Source organism: Oscillospiraceae bacterium, assembly GCA_035380125.1.
Taxonomy (GTDB): Bacteria; Bacillota; Clostridia; order Oscillospirales; family JAKOTC01; genus DAOPZJ01.
The window spans coordinates 21,685-40,654 of sequence record DAOSWV010000010.1 but is presented as its reverse complement, the minus strand read 5'-3'; the positions used below and the strand labels follow the sequence as shown (position 1 = coordinate 40,654).

At 50.6% G+C, this 18,970-nt stretch carries 15 protein-coding genes; 10 read left to right on the top strand and 5 right to left on the bottom strand.

Going from position 1 to position 18,970, the window contains the following annotated elements; all coding sequences use genetic code 11:
• Positions 1 to 601 (bottom strand): hypothetical protein (locus PK629_05205; protein HOP10870.1); only part of this gene is annotated, 601 nt, incomplete at its 3' end.
• A gap of 246 nt (positions 602 to 847) precedes the next feature.
• Here PK629_05205 and PK629_05200 point away from each other — a divergent pair.
• Positions 848 to 2,098: a DUF1015 domain-containing protein gene (locus PK629_05200; protein HOP10869.1), complete on the top strand. Its 1,251-nt coding sequence runs from the start codon at positions 848 to 850 to the stop codon at positions 2,096 to 2,098.
• Positions 2,099 to 2,336: 238 nt separating this feature from the next.
• Here the strand turns inward: PK629_05200 and PK629_05195 are convergent, their stop codons facing one another.
• Positions 2,337 to 4,826, bottom strand: coding sequence for a GH116 family glycosyl-hydrolase (locus PK629_05195; GenBank protein ID HOP10868.1), 2,490 nt, complete (start codon positions 4,824 to 4,826; stop codon positions 2,337 to 2,339).
• Positions 4,827 to 4,854: 28 nt separating this feature from the next.
• The gene (locus PK629_05190) at positions 4,855 to 5,862 is read right to left on the bottom strand and encodes a uroporphyrinogen decarboxylase family protein (protein HOP10867.1); all 1,008 of its coding nucleotides are present in this window, start codon (positions 5,860 to 5,862) and stop codon (positions 4,855 to 4,857) included.
• A 188-nt stretch (positions 5,863 to 6,050) separates the two neighbouring features.
• Between PK629_05190 and PK629_05185 the strand changes: the two genes are divergently transcribed.
• Positions 6,051 to 7,136, top strand: coding sequence for a uroporphyrinogen decarboxylase family protein (locus tag PK629_05185; protein ID HOP10866.1), 1,086 nt, complete (start codon positions 6,051 to 6,053; stop codon positions 7,134 to 7,136).
• A gap of 3 nt (positions 7,137 to 7,139) precedes the next feature.
• Here the strand turns inward: PK629_05185 and PK629_05180 are convergent, their stop codons facing one another.
• Entirely contained in the window at positions 7,140 to 9,191 is a 2,052-nt protein-coding gene (locus tag PK629_05180; protein HOP10865.1) for an alpha-L-fucosidase, read from the bottom strand.
• Positions 9,192 to 9,403: 212 nt separating this feature from the next.
• Here PK629_05180 and PK629_05175 point away from each other — a divergent pair, with 212 nt between their 5' ends.
• From PK629_05175 to trpS, 8 genes are all read left to right on the top strand, one after another.
• Positions 9,404 to 9,934 (top strand): sigma-70 family RNA polymerase sigma factor, encoded by a 531-nt coding sequence (locus PK629_05175; GenBank protein ID HOP10864.1) that lies wholly within the window; start codon positions 9,404 to 9,406, stop codon positions 9,932 to 9,934.
• A gap of 40 nt (positions 9,935 to 9,974) precedes the next feature.
• Entirely contained in the window at positions 9,975 to 11,672 is a 1,698-nt protein-coding gene (locus PK629_05170; GenBank protein HOP10863.1) for a DUF4179 domain-containing protein, read from the top strand.
• Between the two features lie 336 nt (positions 11,673 to 12,008).
• A complete protein-coding gene (gene greA, locus PK629_05165) occupies positions 12,009 to 12,482 on the top strand; it encodes a transcription elongation factor GreA (protein HOP10862.1) in 474 nt (157 codons plus the stop codon).
• Positions 12,483 to 12,520: 38 nt separating this feature from the next.
• Positions 12,521 to 14,011 (top strand): lysine--tRNA ligase, encoded by a 1,491-nt coding sequence (gene lysS / locus PK629_05160; GenBank protein HOP10861.1) that lies wholly within the window; start codon positions 12,521 to 12,523, stop codon positions 14,009 to 14,011.
• A gap of 51 nt (positions 14,012 to 14,062) precedes the next feature.
• The gene (locus PK629_05155; GenBank protein HOP10860.1) at positions 14,063 to 14,827 is read left to right on the top strand and encodes a hypothetical protein; all 765 of its coding nucleotides are present in this window, start codon (positions 14,063 to 14,065) and stop codon (positions 14,825 to 14,827) included.
• Positions 14,828 to 14,834: 7 nt separating this feature from the next.
• Positions 14,835 to 15,533, top strand: a complete 699-nt coding sequence (locus tag PK629_05150) for a hypothetical protein (protein ID HOP10859.1) — start codon at positions 14,835 to 14,837, stop codon at positions 15,531 to 15,533.
• Between the two features lie 24 nt (positions 15,534 to 15,557).
• Positions 15,558 to 16,739, top strand: a complete 1,182-nt coding sequence (locus tag PK629_05145) for a PLP-dependent aminotransferase family protein (GenBank protein ID HOP10858.1) — start codon at positions 15,558 to 15,560, stop codon at positions 16,737 to 16,739.
• A 142-nt stretch (positions 16,740 to 16,881) separates the two neighbouring features.
• On the top strand, positions 16,882 to 17,886 hold the full coding sequence (gene trpS / locus PK629_05140; protein ID HOP10857.1) for a tryptophan--tRNA ligase: 1,005 nt from the start codon (positions 16,882 to 16,884) through the stop codon (positions 17,884 to 17,886).
• Positions 17,887 to 18,018: 132 nt separating this feature from the next.
• On the opposite strand, the gene PK629_05135 is transcribed toward trpS, so the two are convergent.
• Positions 18,019 to 18,960: a hypothetical protein gene (locus PK629_05135; protein HOP10856.1), complete on the bottom strand. Its 942-nt coding sequence runs from the start codon at positions 18,958 to 18,960 to the stop codon at positions 18,019 to 18,021.
• Positions 18,961 to 18,970: the final 10 nt, after the last annotated feature.

Here is an 18,970-nt window from a genome sequence, read left to right as displayed (position 1 = left end):
TGCTGGGAACGCTGCTTTCCTCGCTGCTGCTCGGAGTGCTGCTGGGAACGCTGCTCTCTTCGCTGCTGCTCGGGGTGCTGCTCGTCGTCGGCGGGTCGAAGCCGAACAAATCGAAATGGCTCATACCACCTACCGTGATGGTGAATGTACCGTTGCTGTTGAACGTGAAGGTCGATGTGACTTTTCCCTGACTGTTGTAATAGCTTCCTGTCGTGCCGGCGGTGAAGTATACGATTTCATAACTGCCGTTCAAACTGGGATCCGCTGCGGCGAGTTTTGCAAAAAACGCATCCGCTGCTCCGGAAGAAGAGGCGAAGTAAGCTTCGAAAGTGCTCTGAAGAGAAGCGTCTATGCAAACGAAAGCTTTTTCAGAGGCCTTCTTGAAAACAACGATTTGCGCACCGCTGTAGCTGTAATCGCCCGTACCGGGATCATCAGTCTTGGAAATAAAGAAGATATCATCCAGGAAGCTCGATGTACTGCTGGTTGCAGATGAAGTCTTTTTACCATCCACCGGCACGGCACTCAACGCCATACTTGCAAACGATAAAACCAGCATCATCGAGAGGAGGACTACACCGATTTTCGAAAGAGTTTTCATATTTATCAACCATACCTTTCTGTTGATCGTTAAATTTCTTACTTGCCGCTTTTTTTGCGGTTTACGACATTATTTTACCATTTCATAGTTACATTTGGGTTACATTTTCGGGTTTAAGGTTACATGAATGTGACTAAATCACAAATATTTTCTAAAAATGTTACCATTATATCCCATCCATCAATTACCTGTTTGCTAACCCCTTCTATTTATGTTATAATATCAAATTATTTTGGAGGTGCGAGTATGGCAAGAGTGAGTCCTTTCTGCGCTTTAAGATACAATTTCAACAGAGCCGGCGAACCCGGCACCTTGGTCTGCCCGCCCTATGATGCGGTGAGTGAAAAACGCAGGGCGGAATTGGCCGAAACCAATCCCAATAACGCCATCGTTCTGGAACTTCCGACCGGTTCCGATAAATACGCCGCCGCCAAATTTACGCTGAATCAAATGCTCGAGGACGGCGTGTTGTTTGAAGAACAAACCCCCTGTCTGTACTATTACGAACGCACTTACATATTAAAAGGGGAAACCAAGCGCATTGGCGGCTATGTTGCGCGAGTCGGGTTGGCGGAACACGACGAAGGGGTCATTATCCCCCACGAAAACACCCTTTCGGGTCCCAAAGCCGACCGTTTTGAACTTTTAAAAATCACCGGCTGCAGTTTTTCCCCGGTCTATGCGCTGTTCGAGGATAAAACCCGCGAACTTGCCTTACATACCAAATACCTGACCTCCGAAAAGCCCGAGGTCGAATTTACCGCCGAAGGCGATCTGCATCGCTTCTGGGTTATCAAAGATGCCGAAAAATATCAACCCGTCTGCAATCTGTTTACCGATAAAAAACTCTTTATCGCCGACGGTCACCACCGTTATGAGACCGCGCTCAATTTCCGCCGTCATCTGCGCGAAAGCGGTGTCAAAGTTGAGGGTGACCATCCGGCAAATTCCGTGATGATCTTACTGTGTGACATCGACGACCCCGGCCTGACGGTATTGCCGATTCACCGCCTGCTGCATTCCCTGCCCGATTTCGATGCAGCTTCCCTGCTAAAACTCTGGTCAAAGGACTTTAATATTACCCGTCTGCCGAATCCCGGAACCGCCGAAGCGGAATTGACAAAACATACGGCTCAAAACGCCTTCGGCTTCTATGCCGGCGGTGACGAGTGGTATCTGATGACTTTAAAAACCCCGATCGACTCAACCGACCCGCTTGACACGCTCGATGTCTCGGTACTGCACAAACTCATTTTAGAGCCGATGGGTATCGACCGCGAGAATATGGCGGCTCAAAAAAACCTCGACTACACCAAATCCGCCGAAGAATTGATTGCGGGCGTACAAAGCGGCAAATACAACGCGGGATTTTTTATGAATGGCACCAAAGTGAGCCAGATCACGGCGGTCGCGGGCGCAGGCGAAAAGATGCCACAGAAATCCACCTGGTTCTTCCCCAAGCCGGTCACGGGGCTGTATATGAATAAGATCTTGTAATTTCATGTAGGACGCGGCATAACGGACTGCGGTCCGCCTGACGCGCTGTGCGGATTATCCCGTCTTTGCGAGGAAAAGCGCGGGGCAGAATCCCGCGCTATGACGAAGCAATCCAGAAACCGAGTGCCCGGATTTCCCAACGGTCTAAATTGACACAGGGTCAATGTCCCTGTAATTGTAGGGGCGAACTTATAATAACGTCGCGCCCGCCTCTTTCGAGGCGGGCGCAGGTTTTTATTTATTTAATACTCAACTTATCCCCCACCGTCACCGGCTGACCGAACTCGTATCCCCCGTCCCGGTAAACGGCTTTCACCGCTTTTCCGTCAACGGTCACTTTCCCGCCGGAAATCGTTGTGCGCAGCTTTTTCAACGGCAGTTCCCCGCCCAATATCGCAAGTTCCAACTCTTTTTCGGTGATTTTCACCGTTCCCCACGCTGAGTCCACGCTCCAGATGCAGCGGAATTCAGGCAGTTCATCAATCGGGGCGAACCCGATCATGCCCTGCGCCATGTCAAATTGAAATCCCGAGATCAACGGTATAAACGCATAAGTCGCCATCGAGCGGGCGTAGTTGTTGCCACACTCGATCTCGTTGTAGGGGTTTCGCTTTTTGCCGTCGTATTTTTCGCGCACCGCGCGAACCATCTCAATCGCCTGTGCTTTCAGCCCGTGCTTATACAATAACCCTGCGGCGGAATACTCAAAACCGTGCATGGTCTCCTGACAGTAGGGAATCGGAATCGCGGGTTTTTCGGCGCCCTCGGGATAGGTGCAGATGACCGTGCCGCCCTCGTCGTTCAGCGAATACAACCGGAACGGGTTGTAAAACTCCCGCACCGAGGATTTGAAGTTATTTTTATAAAGGTTTTCAAGCGCAATCCGCACATGATCGGGATCGAATAACTCGCCGAGCCCGCAAATATCGGCATGCCACTGCCCCAAGAGCTGGTCGATCTCGCAGCCATCGCCGATTTGATATTTAATCTCCCCGGCCTCTGCGTTCCAATAGTTTTCGCGGGTATCCGGGTACGGGTCGAGGATGTGTTCGTCGTGCAGGTCGATCTTTTGCTGATAATACTTCCCGTTAAATAATTCTTCGGTCTTTTTCCTGCCGCTCTCGTATACCGCGAGATATTCATTGGCTTTTTCCGGCTCACCGAGATATTCGGCCATTTCGGCTCCGGCTTTGAGCGCCGCCAGATAAAAGCCCTGCAGCCACGACGACGACCCGAACAGTTCCATATCGAGCGTGTGGTGCTGCCGTCCTTCCAGCATGCCGTCCTTGTCCAAATCCCAGCGGTCGCGGTTTTCGCTGCTCCACGCGTATTCGAGCGACTTTTTGACCTTCGGCCAAAGCCCACGGAGCCAATCATCATCCCCGCAGAGTTTCCAGTCGCGCCAGACCTTGAGCACGCCGCCGAACTGCCCGTCGGCACAGGCGCGGAACATATGGATATTGCCGAGCGGCAGCATCAGCCGGAACTGCATTTCTCCGGTCGGCATCATATTATAAGCATAATCCAAATCACGCACCGACCGCTCGAGTTTCGGGAACAAAAACGGCAGCGCGTAGGCGTAGTTCCAGACGTGGGTGCAGCTGCCCTCGCAGCTTCCTGTTTTCGAATTGACGCCTTCCCAGCCGTAGAATTCACCGTTTTCAAGCCGCAGCACGGTGGGCGATTTCAACACCGACAGCGTTGCGGAGATCGCCTCAAGCACCTCCGGCGGCAGGGTCGATTCTGAGAGCGCTTTTTGAAACTTTTTACTCTCACCGCGCAGCCGTTCCCAATTTTTCAGGCAGTAATCGGCGCAGTTTTGCGCGCCGGAAAACAGTTTCGCATAATAGTTTTTCCATTTGGTGTCCCACGGGACGTCGCCTTTCGCCATCGAGAGCACCTGCCAGGTGCGGCTGACCTCGGGATAGTACCAAGCAAGCACAAACCGCACCGTTTTGCGCGTTCCGGCTTTGATTTTCACACGCGCCTCGATCACGGCGGTGTCGAGTTTCCCCGGCGTGTCGTAATTGCGCGGCGGCAGAACCGGCTTTTCGGTCATTTCGCGCCAAAAGGTCTCGGGCGCGTCGCTCCAGTTGCCCCGGTAACGGTAAAGCTGAATCGAAACGTCGTCACAGTCGGTTGCGGCGCACAGTTCACCCTCTCCCGACAGCAGCATGCCTTTTTTGTTTCCGAGCGCCGTATTCACACCGTTGTCGGAGGGGTTTGCGACGCTGAAGCACACGCCGTATTCGAGTTCCGAATCGGTGGTATTGTGCAGTTCGATCTCAAAAAACGCCGCCGGAATCGAGCTGTCGGCGTCGTTCAACGGGATGAACGGGTTGAACGCGGTCAGCTTGACCTCCGCAGGAAAATGCGGGTCGGAAAACGCGATATCGGCGAACGGGAAATTCCCCTCGAATTCGCAGTTTAAAAAATGCGGAAAGCCCGCCATGCTGCGTCCGTTGGGACCGGAACCGGAAAACGGCTCGTCGGCATGCCCGATGAATTTTCCGTATAAATCGCCGTCCAGCACTCTCGCATCGAGAATTTTGCCGTCTTTGAGCGCCCGCACCGCAAAATGCGTATAGCCGTTGACCGAACCCTTGGAGGGGTGATTGAAAATCTCCCAGTCGATCAGCTGCCCATTTCCGGAAAGCCCGATGCACCCGCTGCCGATGCCGCCGAGCGGAAACGAGACCGCCTGTGTATATTCGCCGCTGTATTTCATGTTTTTTCTCCTGTTTTTTCTCCTGTTTTTATTGTTCTTGGAACGCTTTTAACATCGCCACGATATTTTCGCAGGGCACGTCGCCCGGCACGGCGTGGGTCGGCGACGCGATATATCCCCCGCCCGGTTTCATTACCTTTATAATCCGCTTGGTCTCTGCCGCCACCTCTTCGGGCGTTGCATACGGCAGCAGGCGTTGGGTTGAAATCGCGCCCCAAAACGCCAGTTTACCGCCGTACTTTTTCTTGACGGCTTCAATGTCGTAAATCTCGGGTTGGAAGGTCTGGTGGCAGGTCAGCCCGATTTCGATCAGGTCGCCGTACACCTGCTCAATGTCGCCGCAGGAATGCTGCACCACGAACCGACCGGCTGCCCGAACCCGCCCGTACATCTTCGCCAAACACGGCTTTATGAACTTGCGCCACAGCGCGGGCCCCATGATCAGCCCCTTTTGCTGACCCCAGTCGTCGCCGAAATAGACCGCGTCGACCGGATATTCCAAAATGATGTCGATCAGTTTCAAATTGAAGTCGCAGATCGCCCCGAACAGCGCTTCGGCAAAATCCGGATCGGTCAGCATATAGGCAAGCCCGTCCTCCATGCCGCACAGCGTCCAGTAACGCTCGAACATCGAAAACCCGATCCCGACAAAGGTAAACCGATCGCCCGCCTGTTCCGAAACCCGCTTTGCCACGGTGCGCATCTTGTCGGCGGCAACTTTCGGCGGGTTCCAGTACTTCATATCCGGCTCGGGGAACACATGGTTCGCCACGACGCCGATATCCTTGTCGACGCCGCTGCGGTCCCAAATCACCCCGAAATCGTCGATAAAATGTTCCGGTTTACCCGCCATTAAGCGCGGTTCTCCGGCATATTCGCCCCCGAAAATCACATTCGGACGCAGCGCTTTCAGTTTTTCCTCACCCATGAAAGCGACCATTTTGTCATATTCCTGATGCGTAAAATCGCAAAAACACGGCACTGTGTCCGTTTCAATATGCGACAGCGCCGCAGTTACGAGTTCTCTTCCGGTCATATTTACACCCCGCTTGTAAATTCAGAATTCAGAGTTCGGAATTCAGATTGAATCCTTTTCTATCCGCATGAATTGTATCACACCGAAAAGCGGTTTACAATTTGAATTTCAATATTTCATGTCTATTTTGTTTCTGTTATGTTATAATCATAAACAATAAAATATTGACCTCGAAAGGAAATCAGTATATGACCCACAGAGAGCGCTTTAATGCCGCCGTGAATCACCGCACGCCCGATCGGGTGCCGTTCGACCTCGCGGGCTGCCCGCAGACCCTGGTGATGACCGAGGAGACGACGAATCAACTGCGTAAACTTTTAAAAATAAACGGCGAATACACCGGAAGCGGTCTCTATGACAACCGGATTTTGGAGCTGCTCGACACCGATACCCGTCTGACCGGCGGCTTTCCGACCCCGAAAAGCCCGCATTCCAAAAAGACCCCCGACGGCTATGTCGACGAATGGGGCATCCGCTATGCCAGTGTCGGCGGTCACTATGAAATTGTCGAAAACCCGCTGCACGATCTGCCGCTCGAACGGGTCAAGGAATATTTTTTCCCATCCGCCGACGACATCCCCCAGAGCATTTTCGACGGTTTCGCTGCCCATGCTAAGGATTTATTTGAAAACACCGATTACGCCGTCATCGCCCAACATCCCTGTTACGGTGTGTTCGAATCGGCCTGCTGGATGTTCGGATTCGACGATTTTCTCTACCGCCTTGCCGCCGAACCCGAGACCGTCGAATGGTTTTTCGATCGCATCTGGCAGTATCAAAAGCGCCTGATCGAGCGGTATTATTCGGCACTCGGCAGCTATATCGACGCCACCACGAGCGGCGACGATTTCGGCACCCAGCGCGGCATGTTTATGTCGGTGGATATGTTCCGCGAAACAGTTATGCCGTTTTTTGCCGAGCGCATCCGCTATACCAAGACCTTTACCAAAGCCAAATTCCAGCACCACACCTGCGGATCGGTATTCCAGTTGATCCCGACCCTGATCGAATGCGGCGTTGAAATTTTGAACCCCATTCAACCGAATGCCTATCTGATGGAACCCGAGCGGCTCAAGGCCGAATACGGCAAATCCATCTGCTTCTGGGGCGGCGTCGACACGCAGGACTTGCTGCCGAACGGAACGCCGGAACAGGTACGCAAAAAATGCGCCGAACTGCGCGAGTTGTTTAAAGACGGCGGCTATATCCTCTCCCCTGCGCACTGCATTCAAGAGGATGTCCCGGTCGAAAACCTGATCGCCATTTACAAATAACCGCTATTCAATCACAATCGTCCGGCTGCTCTCAAGCACCGGAATCGTCACAGTCGTCTCATTCCCCTCGACCGTAAACGGCAGGGGGATTTTTTCCGGCACCAAATAGACCTTCGAGGCCTTTTTTGCAATGCGAATTTTAACATCGTGCATGGGAATCATTTGGGTTAAAAACGATTTCGACAGATCGAACCGCGACCCGCTGACATTGATTAAATGCACAATCCATTTACCGCCCTGCGTTCTCAAACTGACATGCGGGCAGACCGGCGCTTCCACCCGAACCGTGCTCCGGCAATACGAATCCAAAACGTTTTGCACCATCTTCAACAGCCAGGGTGAACCGGTCGCGTGAAAAGACGAAAAAATCTCGGGCGCAAAGTAAATACATGTGCCTTTGCCGAATTGATTGACAACAACGGCGGGATGTCCCGACCTTCGGGCCGGATGCGCGTGCTGGTGGTAAACGTGTCTGCTTAAACTCGATTCGAACAAGGGTTCCGCCAAAACCGCCCCGCTGACCGCATTTTCACGGAGAGAAACCCGCACCGCCTTTGTATTCGCCTTATGCGCCAGAATCGGACTGTCGGGAATATCGTGCGAAATCCTCTCATCAATATCACAAATATAATCGACTGAAAATTCGGAATCGCCGTAATCATCAACACCCAACAGATCGGAAAGCATCAAGTTATCCTGTCGGCTGCCGTCCTCACGGTATAAACCAACCGGTCCCGAGGCGATCAAAACGCTGCCGTTTTTGACAAAATCCCGCATCGCTTCGGCGGTCTCTTGTTCCAAACACGCCGCTCCGGCTAAAATCGCAGTGTGATATCCCAACGCGTTTTGGCAAAAGGTCTTTTCCGACAGCACGTCAAAATGGCGGCCGCTTTCGAGCAGCATTTTCACCGCACCCGTCAAGGAATGCGGATAGCTGTCGTTTTGATAAACCCTGCCCCATTGCGATAACTTGCGGCTTGCTAAAGAATTGATCACGGCGATGTCGGACACACTTTCGGTGTTTTTGAGCCACGGTTCCAGCGCTTCGACTTTTCCGTATGTGCCTTTGATATATTCCTGTACGCTCCGATTCACACTCGAGGCAAATTCGCCCGAGGGATACGGCACATGGTTGACCGCGCACCCGCCGCCGTTTGCGGTGATCATCGAAACAACGGTCTCCATGCTCTCCTTGGGCAGAATGCTCCAATCGCCCCAACTGCCCAGTTCATACGGGGTACTCATCACCACCGGCTTGCCCCGCGAACATGCCCATTTCACTCGTAACAATCCGTCGGTAAAATCCGGTGCGTGAAACTCGGTCGATAAGATATCGGCTTTCTCATCGGCCTCGTTTTCCATGCGGGGATTGCCCGAGCCGTTCCACATAATGTTCACGTCACGCGTTTTACGAATGGTCTGTGTAAGCCCTTCGAGCAATCGGATTCTCGAATCAAGCAAAAATTCGTTAAAATCCCTTAATTCTTTAGTTCCCCGTTCGAATTTGTCCGGCAGCGCATAACCGTATTGTCTTTCAAAGCGCTCTTTGCAAAAGCGGCAGTGGCAGGTGTCGGGACTGAAATAGGTGATATCCAAAAAGATGCCCTGCACTTCATACCGCCCGAGCAGATCGGCAATCCGCTCTTTTGCGATCTCGAAATACGGGCTGTTTGGGCATAAAATTTTATAATAATCATAGGCGATCACCGGTTCGCCGCTGCCGTTGATCATCCTGTATTGCGGGAATTGTTCCCCGAGTTTGTCATCCAGTAAAACATTAAAATAGGTATAAATTTCAACGCCGTATTTTTTCCCCGCTTGGATGGCCTGTTTGAGGTAATCGCTTTTAACGGACGCGTTTCTGCCGACCAGATCGGAATCATAAAAAGCGCAGCCGTAGGCGTCCTTGCCGATAAAGACAAGCGTTTGAATGCCCGCCTCCGCCGACGCTTTCACATATTCCTCCGGGTCAAACGGAATCGAATCGTGGCATTCGCCGACTTGAAAATCGAGCAGCCCGCAGCGCAGATTCGCGCTTTTTCCTTTTCCGGCCATATGATTTCCCTCCTAAGCGCTTTTTGCCTGAAGTTCCTCTTACCGCTATTATACCGACATACACAGGCAAAAGCAAACGCTTTCGGACGAGGAAAAATATTGCTATTTTTCTCTTTTGGCGTTAAAATGGAAATGAAGATTCTTATTTCCAAATTTTTATATTTTTGTCAGAAAATCCTTCGTTGATTCGTATTGAGGTTGGAGGTGAGTTGATGCCGACCGAGTTCACGGAAATTGAGCAGGTGTTTGAAACCTACTCGGCTATGATCTACCGGGTGTGTTTCGTCTATCTCAAAAATCAATCCGATGCGGAAGATGCGACCGCGGACACCTTCGTACGGTTGATGGAGAGTAAAAAGGCCTTCGAAAGCGACGAACACCTCAAAGCGTGGCTGATCGTCACGGCCAAAAACCTCTGTAAGGACTCCTTATCCCATTGGTGGCGCAAAAAACGCGCCGACAGTGAAACGCTGGATTTCGTCCAAGCACCCGATGAGGAAAACGACACCCTTGCAATCTTATTGGAACTTCCGGTCAAATACCGCGAAGCCCTGTCGCTTTATTACCAGATGGGCTACAGCGGCGACGAGACGGCAAAAATCCTCGGAATCAGCCCCTCGGCATTATATGCGCGGCTCAGCCGCGGGCGCGAGATGCTGCGCAAAATGCTCGGAGAAGAAGCGCCTGTTCCGACGGCCGCTAATCCGCTGCTCACCGAACCGCAAAAGACCCATTCCGACTAATTCACATTTGCCCTTCGGCCTTATGAAAGGATGCGACGATATGAACTCCATTGATCAAAAAATCGAAACCGCGCTGGAGCGCGTGACCCTCTCGCAGAGCGCAAAATATCGGGTTAAAAACAAAATTCAATCCGCTGTTTCCCATCCGCAGAAACGTGTCCGCGGCAAACTCTCCGTCTCGGCGGCCGTCAGTCTGATTTTGGCATCGTTGCTTGTGATTTCGGCAGCGGCCATCGGCGGACTGTCTTATTTCCATGCGCTTTACGGCGATCAAGTCGAAACCCTGACGCCCTACGGCATCACCATCGGCACCAGTGTACAGAACGAAGACGTGATTTTGACCCTGCACGAATCCGTCGCCGACGAATACACCACGGCCTATATCTTCTCGATCAGAGGACTGACCGAAACCGGCAAAACGCTTGTGACCGATAATACCCTTGACCTGAACGCTTGCGAAATTTCTTTCTGGCAAACAAATAAAGGTGACTATAGTTCTCATTCGTACGGCATCGACAATTATCAGGTTACATCCGTTGAAAGAATACCTCCCGCTGAGAACACCGACTGCCAACTGTACGAAGTGAGGCAAAAATATTCCGGTGAGGATTATCAATATCTTGATATCGGCCTTAAGCGTGATAACGTCACATATTATGATGATAACAATGCGAACTATGCGATCATTCCGATCGAATCGCTGCGCGAAGAGGACTGCGAATATTATGCGTTGTATATCATCTCTCCGGAGACACAGGATTTAATTCTAACCTTTGACGATCTTGAATTGCCACTTCCAGAATCAAAAACGCAAGTTCCGGGCATTGAAGTACAAATCGACGGCTATATTCAGGACTATTTTATGAACGAAGAAGGGATCGCGAGACTCTCTTCCTATTATCCTACCAGCGCTGTCCTGACACCGTTGGGATTGTATGTGAACGACGAGCATCTGTCCGGTTCTTCTCTGATGTATATGAATGCGGTTTTAGTATTTAACGACGACAGCGAAATCGAACTAAGTGAACTTTCAAATGAGAGAATCAGCTATATGGGATATTACGGCTCCTATTTATCAAATTCCTACGCTGGTGCCGTTTATCTGTTCTACAATATCATGGATACTTCCACCATCAAATCACTGTTGTTTTACAATGAAATCGAATTTCCGTTTGACGGCAGCACACCGTTTATCCGCTCGAGCGGCAGATATTTGGAATCGGCCTGTTCAAAAGTGCTGTTGTGGACCATTACAGAACAAATAGAATCCTATGTCCAAGCGCTCTGTCCGGATACTTGGACGGTAACTTATGCCAACCTGGACGAACCTCTTCTGGCGACCGGTTGGGGAAACATTTATTATGTGAATGATGACACACTTCGTTTTCATCGAGCAAATCAAAGTAATGAAAGAGACGCTTCCTTCTATATTTCGCTGACCGAGATATCAGACGGTACGCTTGAGGAAGAAGCCCGCGCCATGGTCGAAGAAATAAATATCACACACCATGCCTGGGGATATGAAAACGACCTGACCTTTACCGTGACCGGCACCGGCACCTATGACGGCATGGAGGTCATCGTGGTCGAATGCGGCGAAACCGATCCGGGGCTTTACAAGCGCTGCATCTTCGCGATTTATGAGGGCAGATTGCTGACCATCGAATACGACGGTTACACCGGACAGCCGAACGACTACGCGTTCGACGCGCTTCTGGACCTGATCACGTTCGATTAAGATTAAAACCCCGACTAAGATTAAAACCCCGACAAAAAAGAGCCGCTTTTCGCGGCTCTTTTTTATTCCGTTTTTTTGTGCGGAATTGCCTGAATTTTACGGATAAATCCGTTGTTTCCCTTGACAAAATCGCTTTTTCCTGTATAATGTATAAAACGTCGCCGAAAAGCGGCGTTATGTGTCACTTGAAGCGGCGTTCCATACCACGCCGAATGCCATGATTCATGAATGTTTTGCAATGGGATATAAAAAGTATCTCATATGGCATAAAATTGTCCGCATGCGGGCATCCACGGCTTTATGCCGTTCATTTTCCGAAGAGAGAGGTAGTCGCAAATGGAAAAACAAACTGTCCTCACCAACGAGGGACTGGCAAAACTCAACGAGGAACTCACCCTGCTCAAGACCGTCACCCGAAAGGAAGTTGCGGAGCGTCTGAAAATCGCCCGCGGCTACGGCGATCTCTCTGAAAACAGCGAATACGACGAAGCCAAAAACGAACAGGCCAAAGTCGAGGCGCGCATTCTCGAACTTGAGACCATCATCACTAAGGCCAAAGTGGTCAGCCGCAGCGATATCGGCAGCAATGCTGTCGGCATCGGTTCCCATGTTCTGCTGCTTGACACCGAATACAACGAAGAGATGGAAGTTTATCTGGTCGGCAGCAGCGAATCCGACCCTGACGACAACCGCATCTCCAACGAATCTCCGATCGGTGAAGCCATTTTGGGCGGTAAAGTCGGTGAGACCGTCGAGGCAGTCACCCCGTCGGGCGCTTTAAAATTTAAGATTCTGAAGATACTGGAATAAAACCACCCGTTTAAAATAAGCTAGAAATGGAAACAGATATGGAAACAGGAAACGAAAACGCCGTACAGCCCGAGCTGTCCGAAATTCTTCAAATCCGCCGGGATAAGCTCGCAGCCCTCCAGACTGCAGGTAATAATCCCTATGAAATCACCGTCTTCGACCGCAAAAACACCGCCGCCGAAATCGTCGAAAATTTCGACAAATTCGAAAATCAAACCGTCAGCGTCGCCGGCAGAATGATGTCATGGCGCGACATGGGCAAGGCCTGCTTTATGGACCTGCAGGACGGCAGCGGCAAAATCCAGCTCTATATCAAGATCGACGAAGTCGGTGAAGAGACTTATGCGGGCATGAAGAACTGGGATATCGGCGATATCCTCGGTGTTGTCGGTTATGCGTTCCGCACCCGCCGCGGCGAGATCTCGATCCACGCCCAGCAGGTGAAATTGCTCTCCAAATCTCTGCTTCCGCTTCCCGAAAAATTCCACGGTTTGACCGACACCGATCTGCGTTACCGTCAGCGGTATGTCGATTTGATCGTCAACCCCGAAGTACGCGACACTTTTTATAAGCGCAGCAAAATCATCTCCCTAATCCGGAAATTCCTCGACGCCAAGGGTTATCTCGAAGTCGATACACCGGTGCTGCACACCCTCGAAATCGGCGCGGCGGCCCGTCCGTTCAAAACCCATCACAACACCCTCGACATCGATATGTATCTGCGCATTGAGACCGAATTGTACTTGAAGCGCCTGATCGTCGGCGGCATCGACAAGGTCTACGAAGTGGGCCGCATCTTCCGCAACGAGGGCATGGACACCCGCCACAACCCCGAATTCACCTCCATCGAACTCTACGAGGCCTACACCGATTATCACGGTATGATGGACATCGTCGAAGAGTTGTATATCTATTTGGCCAACGAGGTCTGCGGCACCACCGAACTGACCTATCAGGGCAAAGAGATTCATATGGGCGGCCCATGGCCGCGCGTCACGATGGCTGACGCGGTCAAACAGTATGCCGGCGTCGACTATTACGACTGGAAATCCGATGAGGACGCACAGGCCGCAGCAAATGCAAAAAAAGTGCATTTCGAAAAAAATGCCTGCACCAAGGGCGATATTTTGGCCGCTTTCTTCGAAGAATTCGTCGAAGAAAATCTGATTCAGCCCACTTTTATTTACGATTATCCGGTGGCTGTTTCACCGCTTGCAAAACGCAAACCGAGTGATCCCGATTTCACCGAACGTTTTGAATTTTTCATCAACGCCTCCGAGATGGGCAACGCCTTTTCGGAACTCAACGACCCCATCGACCAGCGCGCACGGTTCGAACATCAGGTCGCGGAACGCCGCAAGCAGGGTGCAAATGCCCAGGTCGATGAGGACTTTTTAACCGCATTGGAATACGGTATGCCGCCGACGGGCGGACTCGGCTTCGGTCTCGACCGCCTGGTGATGTTGCTGACCGACAGCGCGTCAATCCGGGATGTGCTGCTTTTCCCGACCATGAAACCGGAACTGTAAAACACACGCAGATAACCGCTGCGACTCGGACCGGGAAGGGAGACCTTTCATATGTCAAGAAAACTTACCTCGCAAGAAGCTGCGGGCGAAACGCTCGAACACCTCGATTACACCCCGCTCACTTTTTGGCAAAGAGTCGGTGAGTCCATCATCGACCATTGGAAAATACTTTTAATTCTGCTTCTGGCTGCAATCGGTGTTGTCCTCGGGTTCATCCAATTAAAAAAGGAACCCGCTCCGGACATCAAAGTCACGTTTATCTCGTCCGCTTATGTGCTGCCCGAAGACACCGCGGACAAACTTCAGGAGCTGTTGATATCCTATACCAAAGACGTCAATAAGGACTCGGCACAGTATGCAAAGGTTTTTGGCTGTTATTACGATAAAGACAATACCGGTGCAAATCCCGAGGCCACCGCATTGACCCAGCAAATGCTGGATGACAACTCCTGTTATATCATCTTCGCCGATCCCGACTCTTATGCTTGGCTGGTCGAAAACGGCTATGTATCCAAATTAGGTGAATTTGACACCAACCGTTCCGACATTGAACCCGACGCTTTGGGATTTCTGATCTCAGACTCCAACATCTTCGGTTATATAAACAACAGCAATATCGGTACGAATTACAACAATCTTTTAGGTTATGTTCATGATGACTACGGTCTTTCCTATGCGTTTGCCGATTTTTATGTCGTCTTCAAAACCGGCGAATATGACGAGCTCACTGGTGATGCCCTGATCGCTTATCAGGCCGCCGTGAGTTTTTACGAGACGGCCATGTCAACCATCATAACGACCACGTCTGCGGAGTAAAACAAAAATGGCAAGAAAACTCACCCAAAAAGAACAAAACGACCCCGTCTTTTCACCACTGCGTTCTAAAGCCGAAGTCAGCCGATGGGAACGGTTCACTGATTTCTGGTCGGAATTTCGTTGGTTGGTGATTTTGGGCGTTGCCGTCTTATTGATCGTTGTCTACACGGTATTCTCACTCACCAGTCAAGTGCCCGATCTGACGCTGTGCGTGGTCACGACCGATACAGTTCCCGACGGACAACTCGGTCCGCGCCTGATCGCCGAACTGACCCCTTACGCCATGGATATGAACGCCGACGGAAAAGTTCTGCTTGCCGTGGAATATTGCACCATTGACTCCCAAAATCAAGAGGCCAACGAGGCATTCACACAAGACGTCGCCGGCGGCAAGAAATTTCTGATTTTGAGCAGTCCCGAAGCAACACAGTATCTTGCAGATCACAATTTGATTGAACCGATGACCTCCTTCACCGAAAAACTACCTGCCGGCACCATCGGCGTGGGAATCGATGAATTGAACATTTTCGTTGAAGATCTTCAATTGCACGACGATCTCACAGGTTGGACGCTGCTGATGCGCAGTTATTCGGCCGAGGGTCTTGACAAGCTCAAAGAGACAAAAAGCGAACAAATTTCCGCGTTCCACTCCTATGCTCTGATGCTCACCGAATATACCGGGGAGATCCCGGACACCGTGAGCTGAAAGAAAAAAAAAGAGGAAAACATCATGAACTACCGCCTCAGTGAAAATTTCAAAAACCTCAAACCGTCGGCGATCCGGGAGATTTTAAAGCACACCTCCGGAACCGACGTCATTCCCTTTGCAGCCGGAAACCCGTCAGTCGAAGCCTTCCCGGTTGAGGACATCCGCCGTATTATCAACGAGATTACCAAACGGCCCCCCGCAACTTATCTGCAATACGGCATCAGCGAAGGATATACACCGCTGCGCGATTATCTCAAGGCCGACTTGACGGCAAAGGGATTGAAATCCGACTCCGACGACCTGATGATCGTATCCGGCGCCCAGCAGGGCATTGACCTCTCGGCACAGATTTTCTGCGATCCGGGCGACGTCATTCTCTGCGAGGATCCGTCCTTTATCGGCTCTCTGAACGCTTTCCGCTCTCACGGCATCAAACTCGTCGGCATTCCGATGGAAGACGACGGCGTTGATCTGGCCGCGCTGGAGACGTCCATGCAGAAAAATCCCACCGCCAAGCTGCTGTATTTGATCCCGAACTTTCAAAATCCGTCGGGCTTGTCGACCTCGTGGGAAAAGCGCCGTAAAATCTATGAACTGGCAAAGAAATACGGCATCATTATTCTTGAAGATAACCCCTACGGCGATCTGCGGTTTGCCGGTGAGGATATCCCGAGCATCAAATCGCTTGACCGCGAAGGGCTTGTGATCTATTGCGGTAGCTTCTCCAAGCTGATCGCACCCGGCATCCGCGTGGGATTCGTGCTGGCAAATTCCGATCTGATCTCCAAGCTGACCGTCGCCAAACAGGCCTCGGACGTGCATACCAATCTGCTTGCGCAGATTCTCGTGCACGACTTTATCACCGGCTGCGATCTGTCCGCTCACACTAAAAAAATGCAGGCGCTCTACCGCCACAAATACACATTGATGGCCCATGGTCTGGAGGAAAACGTCCCCGACAGCATCAAGTTCACCAAGCCCGAAGGCGGTTTGTTCGTACTGGGATATCTGCCGGAGCGCATGGATATGATGGGCGTTGTCAAGGCCTGTATCGAGCGCAAACTGGCCATTGTACCCGGTTCCGCATTCTCGGTCGACCTCGAGAAACCCGCCCATACGATCCGGCTCAACTTCTCGACGCCGTCCGATGAACAAATCACCCGCGGCTGTGAAATTCTCGGTGCCGTGATAAAGACAATCTAAATCCTGTATACGCACATCGGTAGGGGCGGATATGATCCGCCCGTCAAATAGGCAGAATGCAATCCCTGTGCGATTAAAATGATTATCATGCGGGCGGATCCGCCCCTACAATTCAATGAGAATAAAGGACGATTAAACGATCATGGAAAACGAAGCAAAAAAACGTATTTTTTCGGGCATTAAACCGACCGGCGAACTGCATCTGGGCAGCTATTTGGGCGCGCTGAAAAACTGGGTCGCGCTACAGGATGAATATGACTGCCTGTATTGCATCGTCGATATGCACGCCATCACCGTCCGTCAGGATCCGGCGACGCTGCGCAAACGGACGCTGAACCTGTTGGCGCAGTATATCGCCTGTGGTCTTGACCCGAACAAAAACATCATGTTCATCCAAAGCCACGTTCCGGCGCACGCCGAACTGGCTTGGGTGTTGAATTGCTTCACCATGGTCGGCGAACTCAACCGCATGACCCAATACAAGGATAAAGCCGCCAAACACAAGGACAACATCAACGCCGGCCTGTATGACTATCCGGTGCTGATGGCGTCCGATATTCTGCTTTATAAAGCCGATCTCGTTCCGGTCGGCGACGACCAGAAACAACACGTCGAGATCTGCCGCGACATCGCAGGCCGCTTTAACGGCGTCTACGGCGACGTTTTGACAATTCCCGAACCGTTCATCCCCAAGGTCGGCGCACGCATCATGAGCTTGTCCGACCCCGAGAGCAAAATGAGCAAATCCGAAGAGGATCCCGTCGGCACCATCGACCTGATGGACGAGCCCAATATCATTCTTTCAAAATTCAAAAAAGCGGTCACCGACAGCGAGACCTGCGTCAAATACGATCCCAAAAACAAAAAAGGCGTTTCCAATCTGATGAGTATTTACAGTGCCGCAACCGGCAAGACCTTTAACGAGATTGAAGCCGAATTCGAAGGCAAGGGCTACGGCGTGTTCAAACCGGCGGTCGGCGAAGCGGTCGTCGAATTGCTGCGCCCAATCCGTGAAAAAGCGACAGATCTGCTGTCCGACAAGGCCTATCTCGAGAGCATCTACAAAGACGGCGCGCAAAAGGCCTCCGCACTTGCCGCCCGCACTCTCTCCAAGGTCTACAAAAAAGTCGGCTTCGTCGCAAAGTGATTTTAACAACATAGTGAAAAGTTAACAGTTTACAGTGAACAGTGACATTCCCGAAGAATCATCGCGTCGGAATGTCACTTTATTTTTATAGGAGAATCTATATAGTACTAGAAAGCGCATCCGATCAAAATGTTAATTTGGCCATGTTAATAAAGATTTACCCCTTGATGAGCTGCTTATTTTCCGGACAAATCCGGGATAATCGGGGCTTCTTACTGCAATGATGCTGAGTTCCTCACCTGCCGGAATTTCCACCTGAATATCTCCTCTGATATTATCAATCGTAAATTCATCAATGATTGTCCCTTTATTCGTTTCAACATGGTCAAATATCTGTTTCATAATATCCGTTCCGTAGCCTTCAACACAATCTCCCGAAACACTGCTTGCAAACTCAAGATTACATAAGGTATTGCCTTCTGTACCGATGCTTTCAATTACATCAAATAGCATTATTGTATAAGGAGTTCCCCTTGCGGGCAGATTCACCGATCCGCTGTATATCATTTCGCGTTGTTGATCGATCAATGTCGCTTGATTGATCAACTCTGCAAGTTTTTGCTCATTGAAATAAAATTCATTTTCGTATAAGACGATATATTTATTATTATTTAACCTTGTTTGGAAGATGCAAATCTCATCGGCAGATAGAAATAAAATCTCCGTTTCCCCCAGCACATAATGCAGCTTGTTTTTAAGGCTGCGTAATCCTACGTTTAATTGAATAAATCCATCCGGTATTGTTTCAACCACTTTGGCATCGGTCGACTTATCAATCAATTCTAAATATTTGCCTTGATAAATATAGTATTCATTTTCATACACAACAATAAAATCATCATTGGTCAACTCTGATTGATAAATACAAATCTCGTCGGCATCAAAAAATGAGATCTGTGATTCATCGATTGTATAATGCAGACCGCCGTTATAAAGATTGTTTCCCGCAGTGCTCAACTTCACAAATCCCGGCGGTATTCTTTCAACCACCTCTGCAACACTTCTCTCACACGATAACAAGAAAAAAGCGAGCACGACAAGGATGATCCGTAAAAAAACTTTTATGGGTTTCATTGTGCCCTCC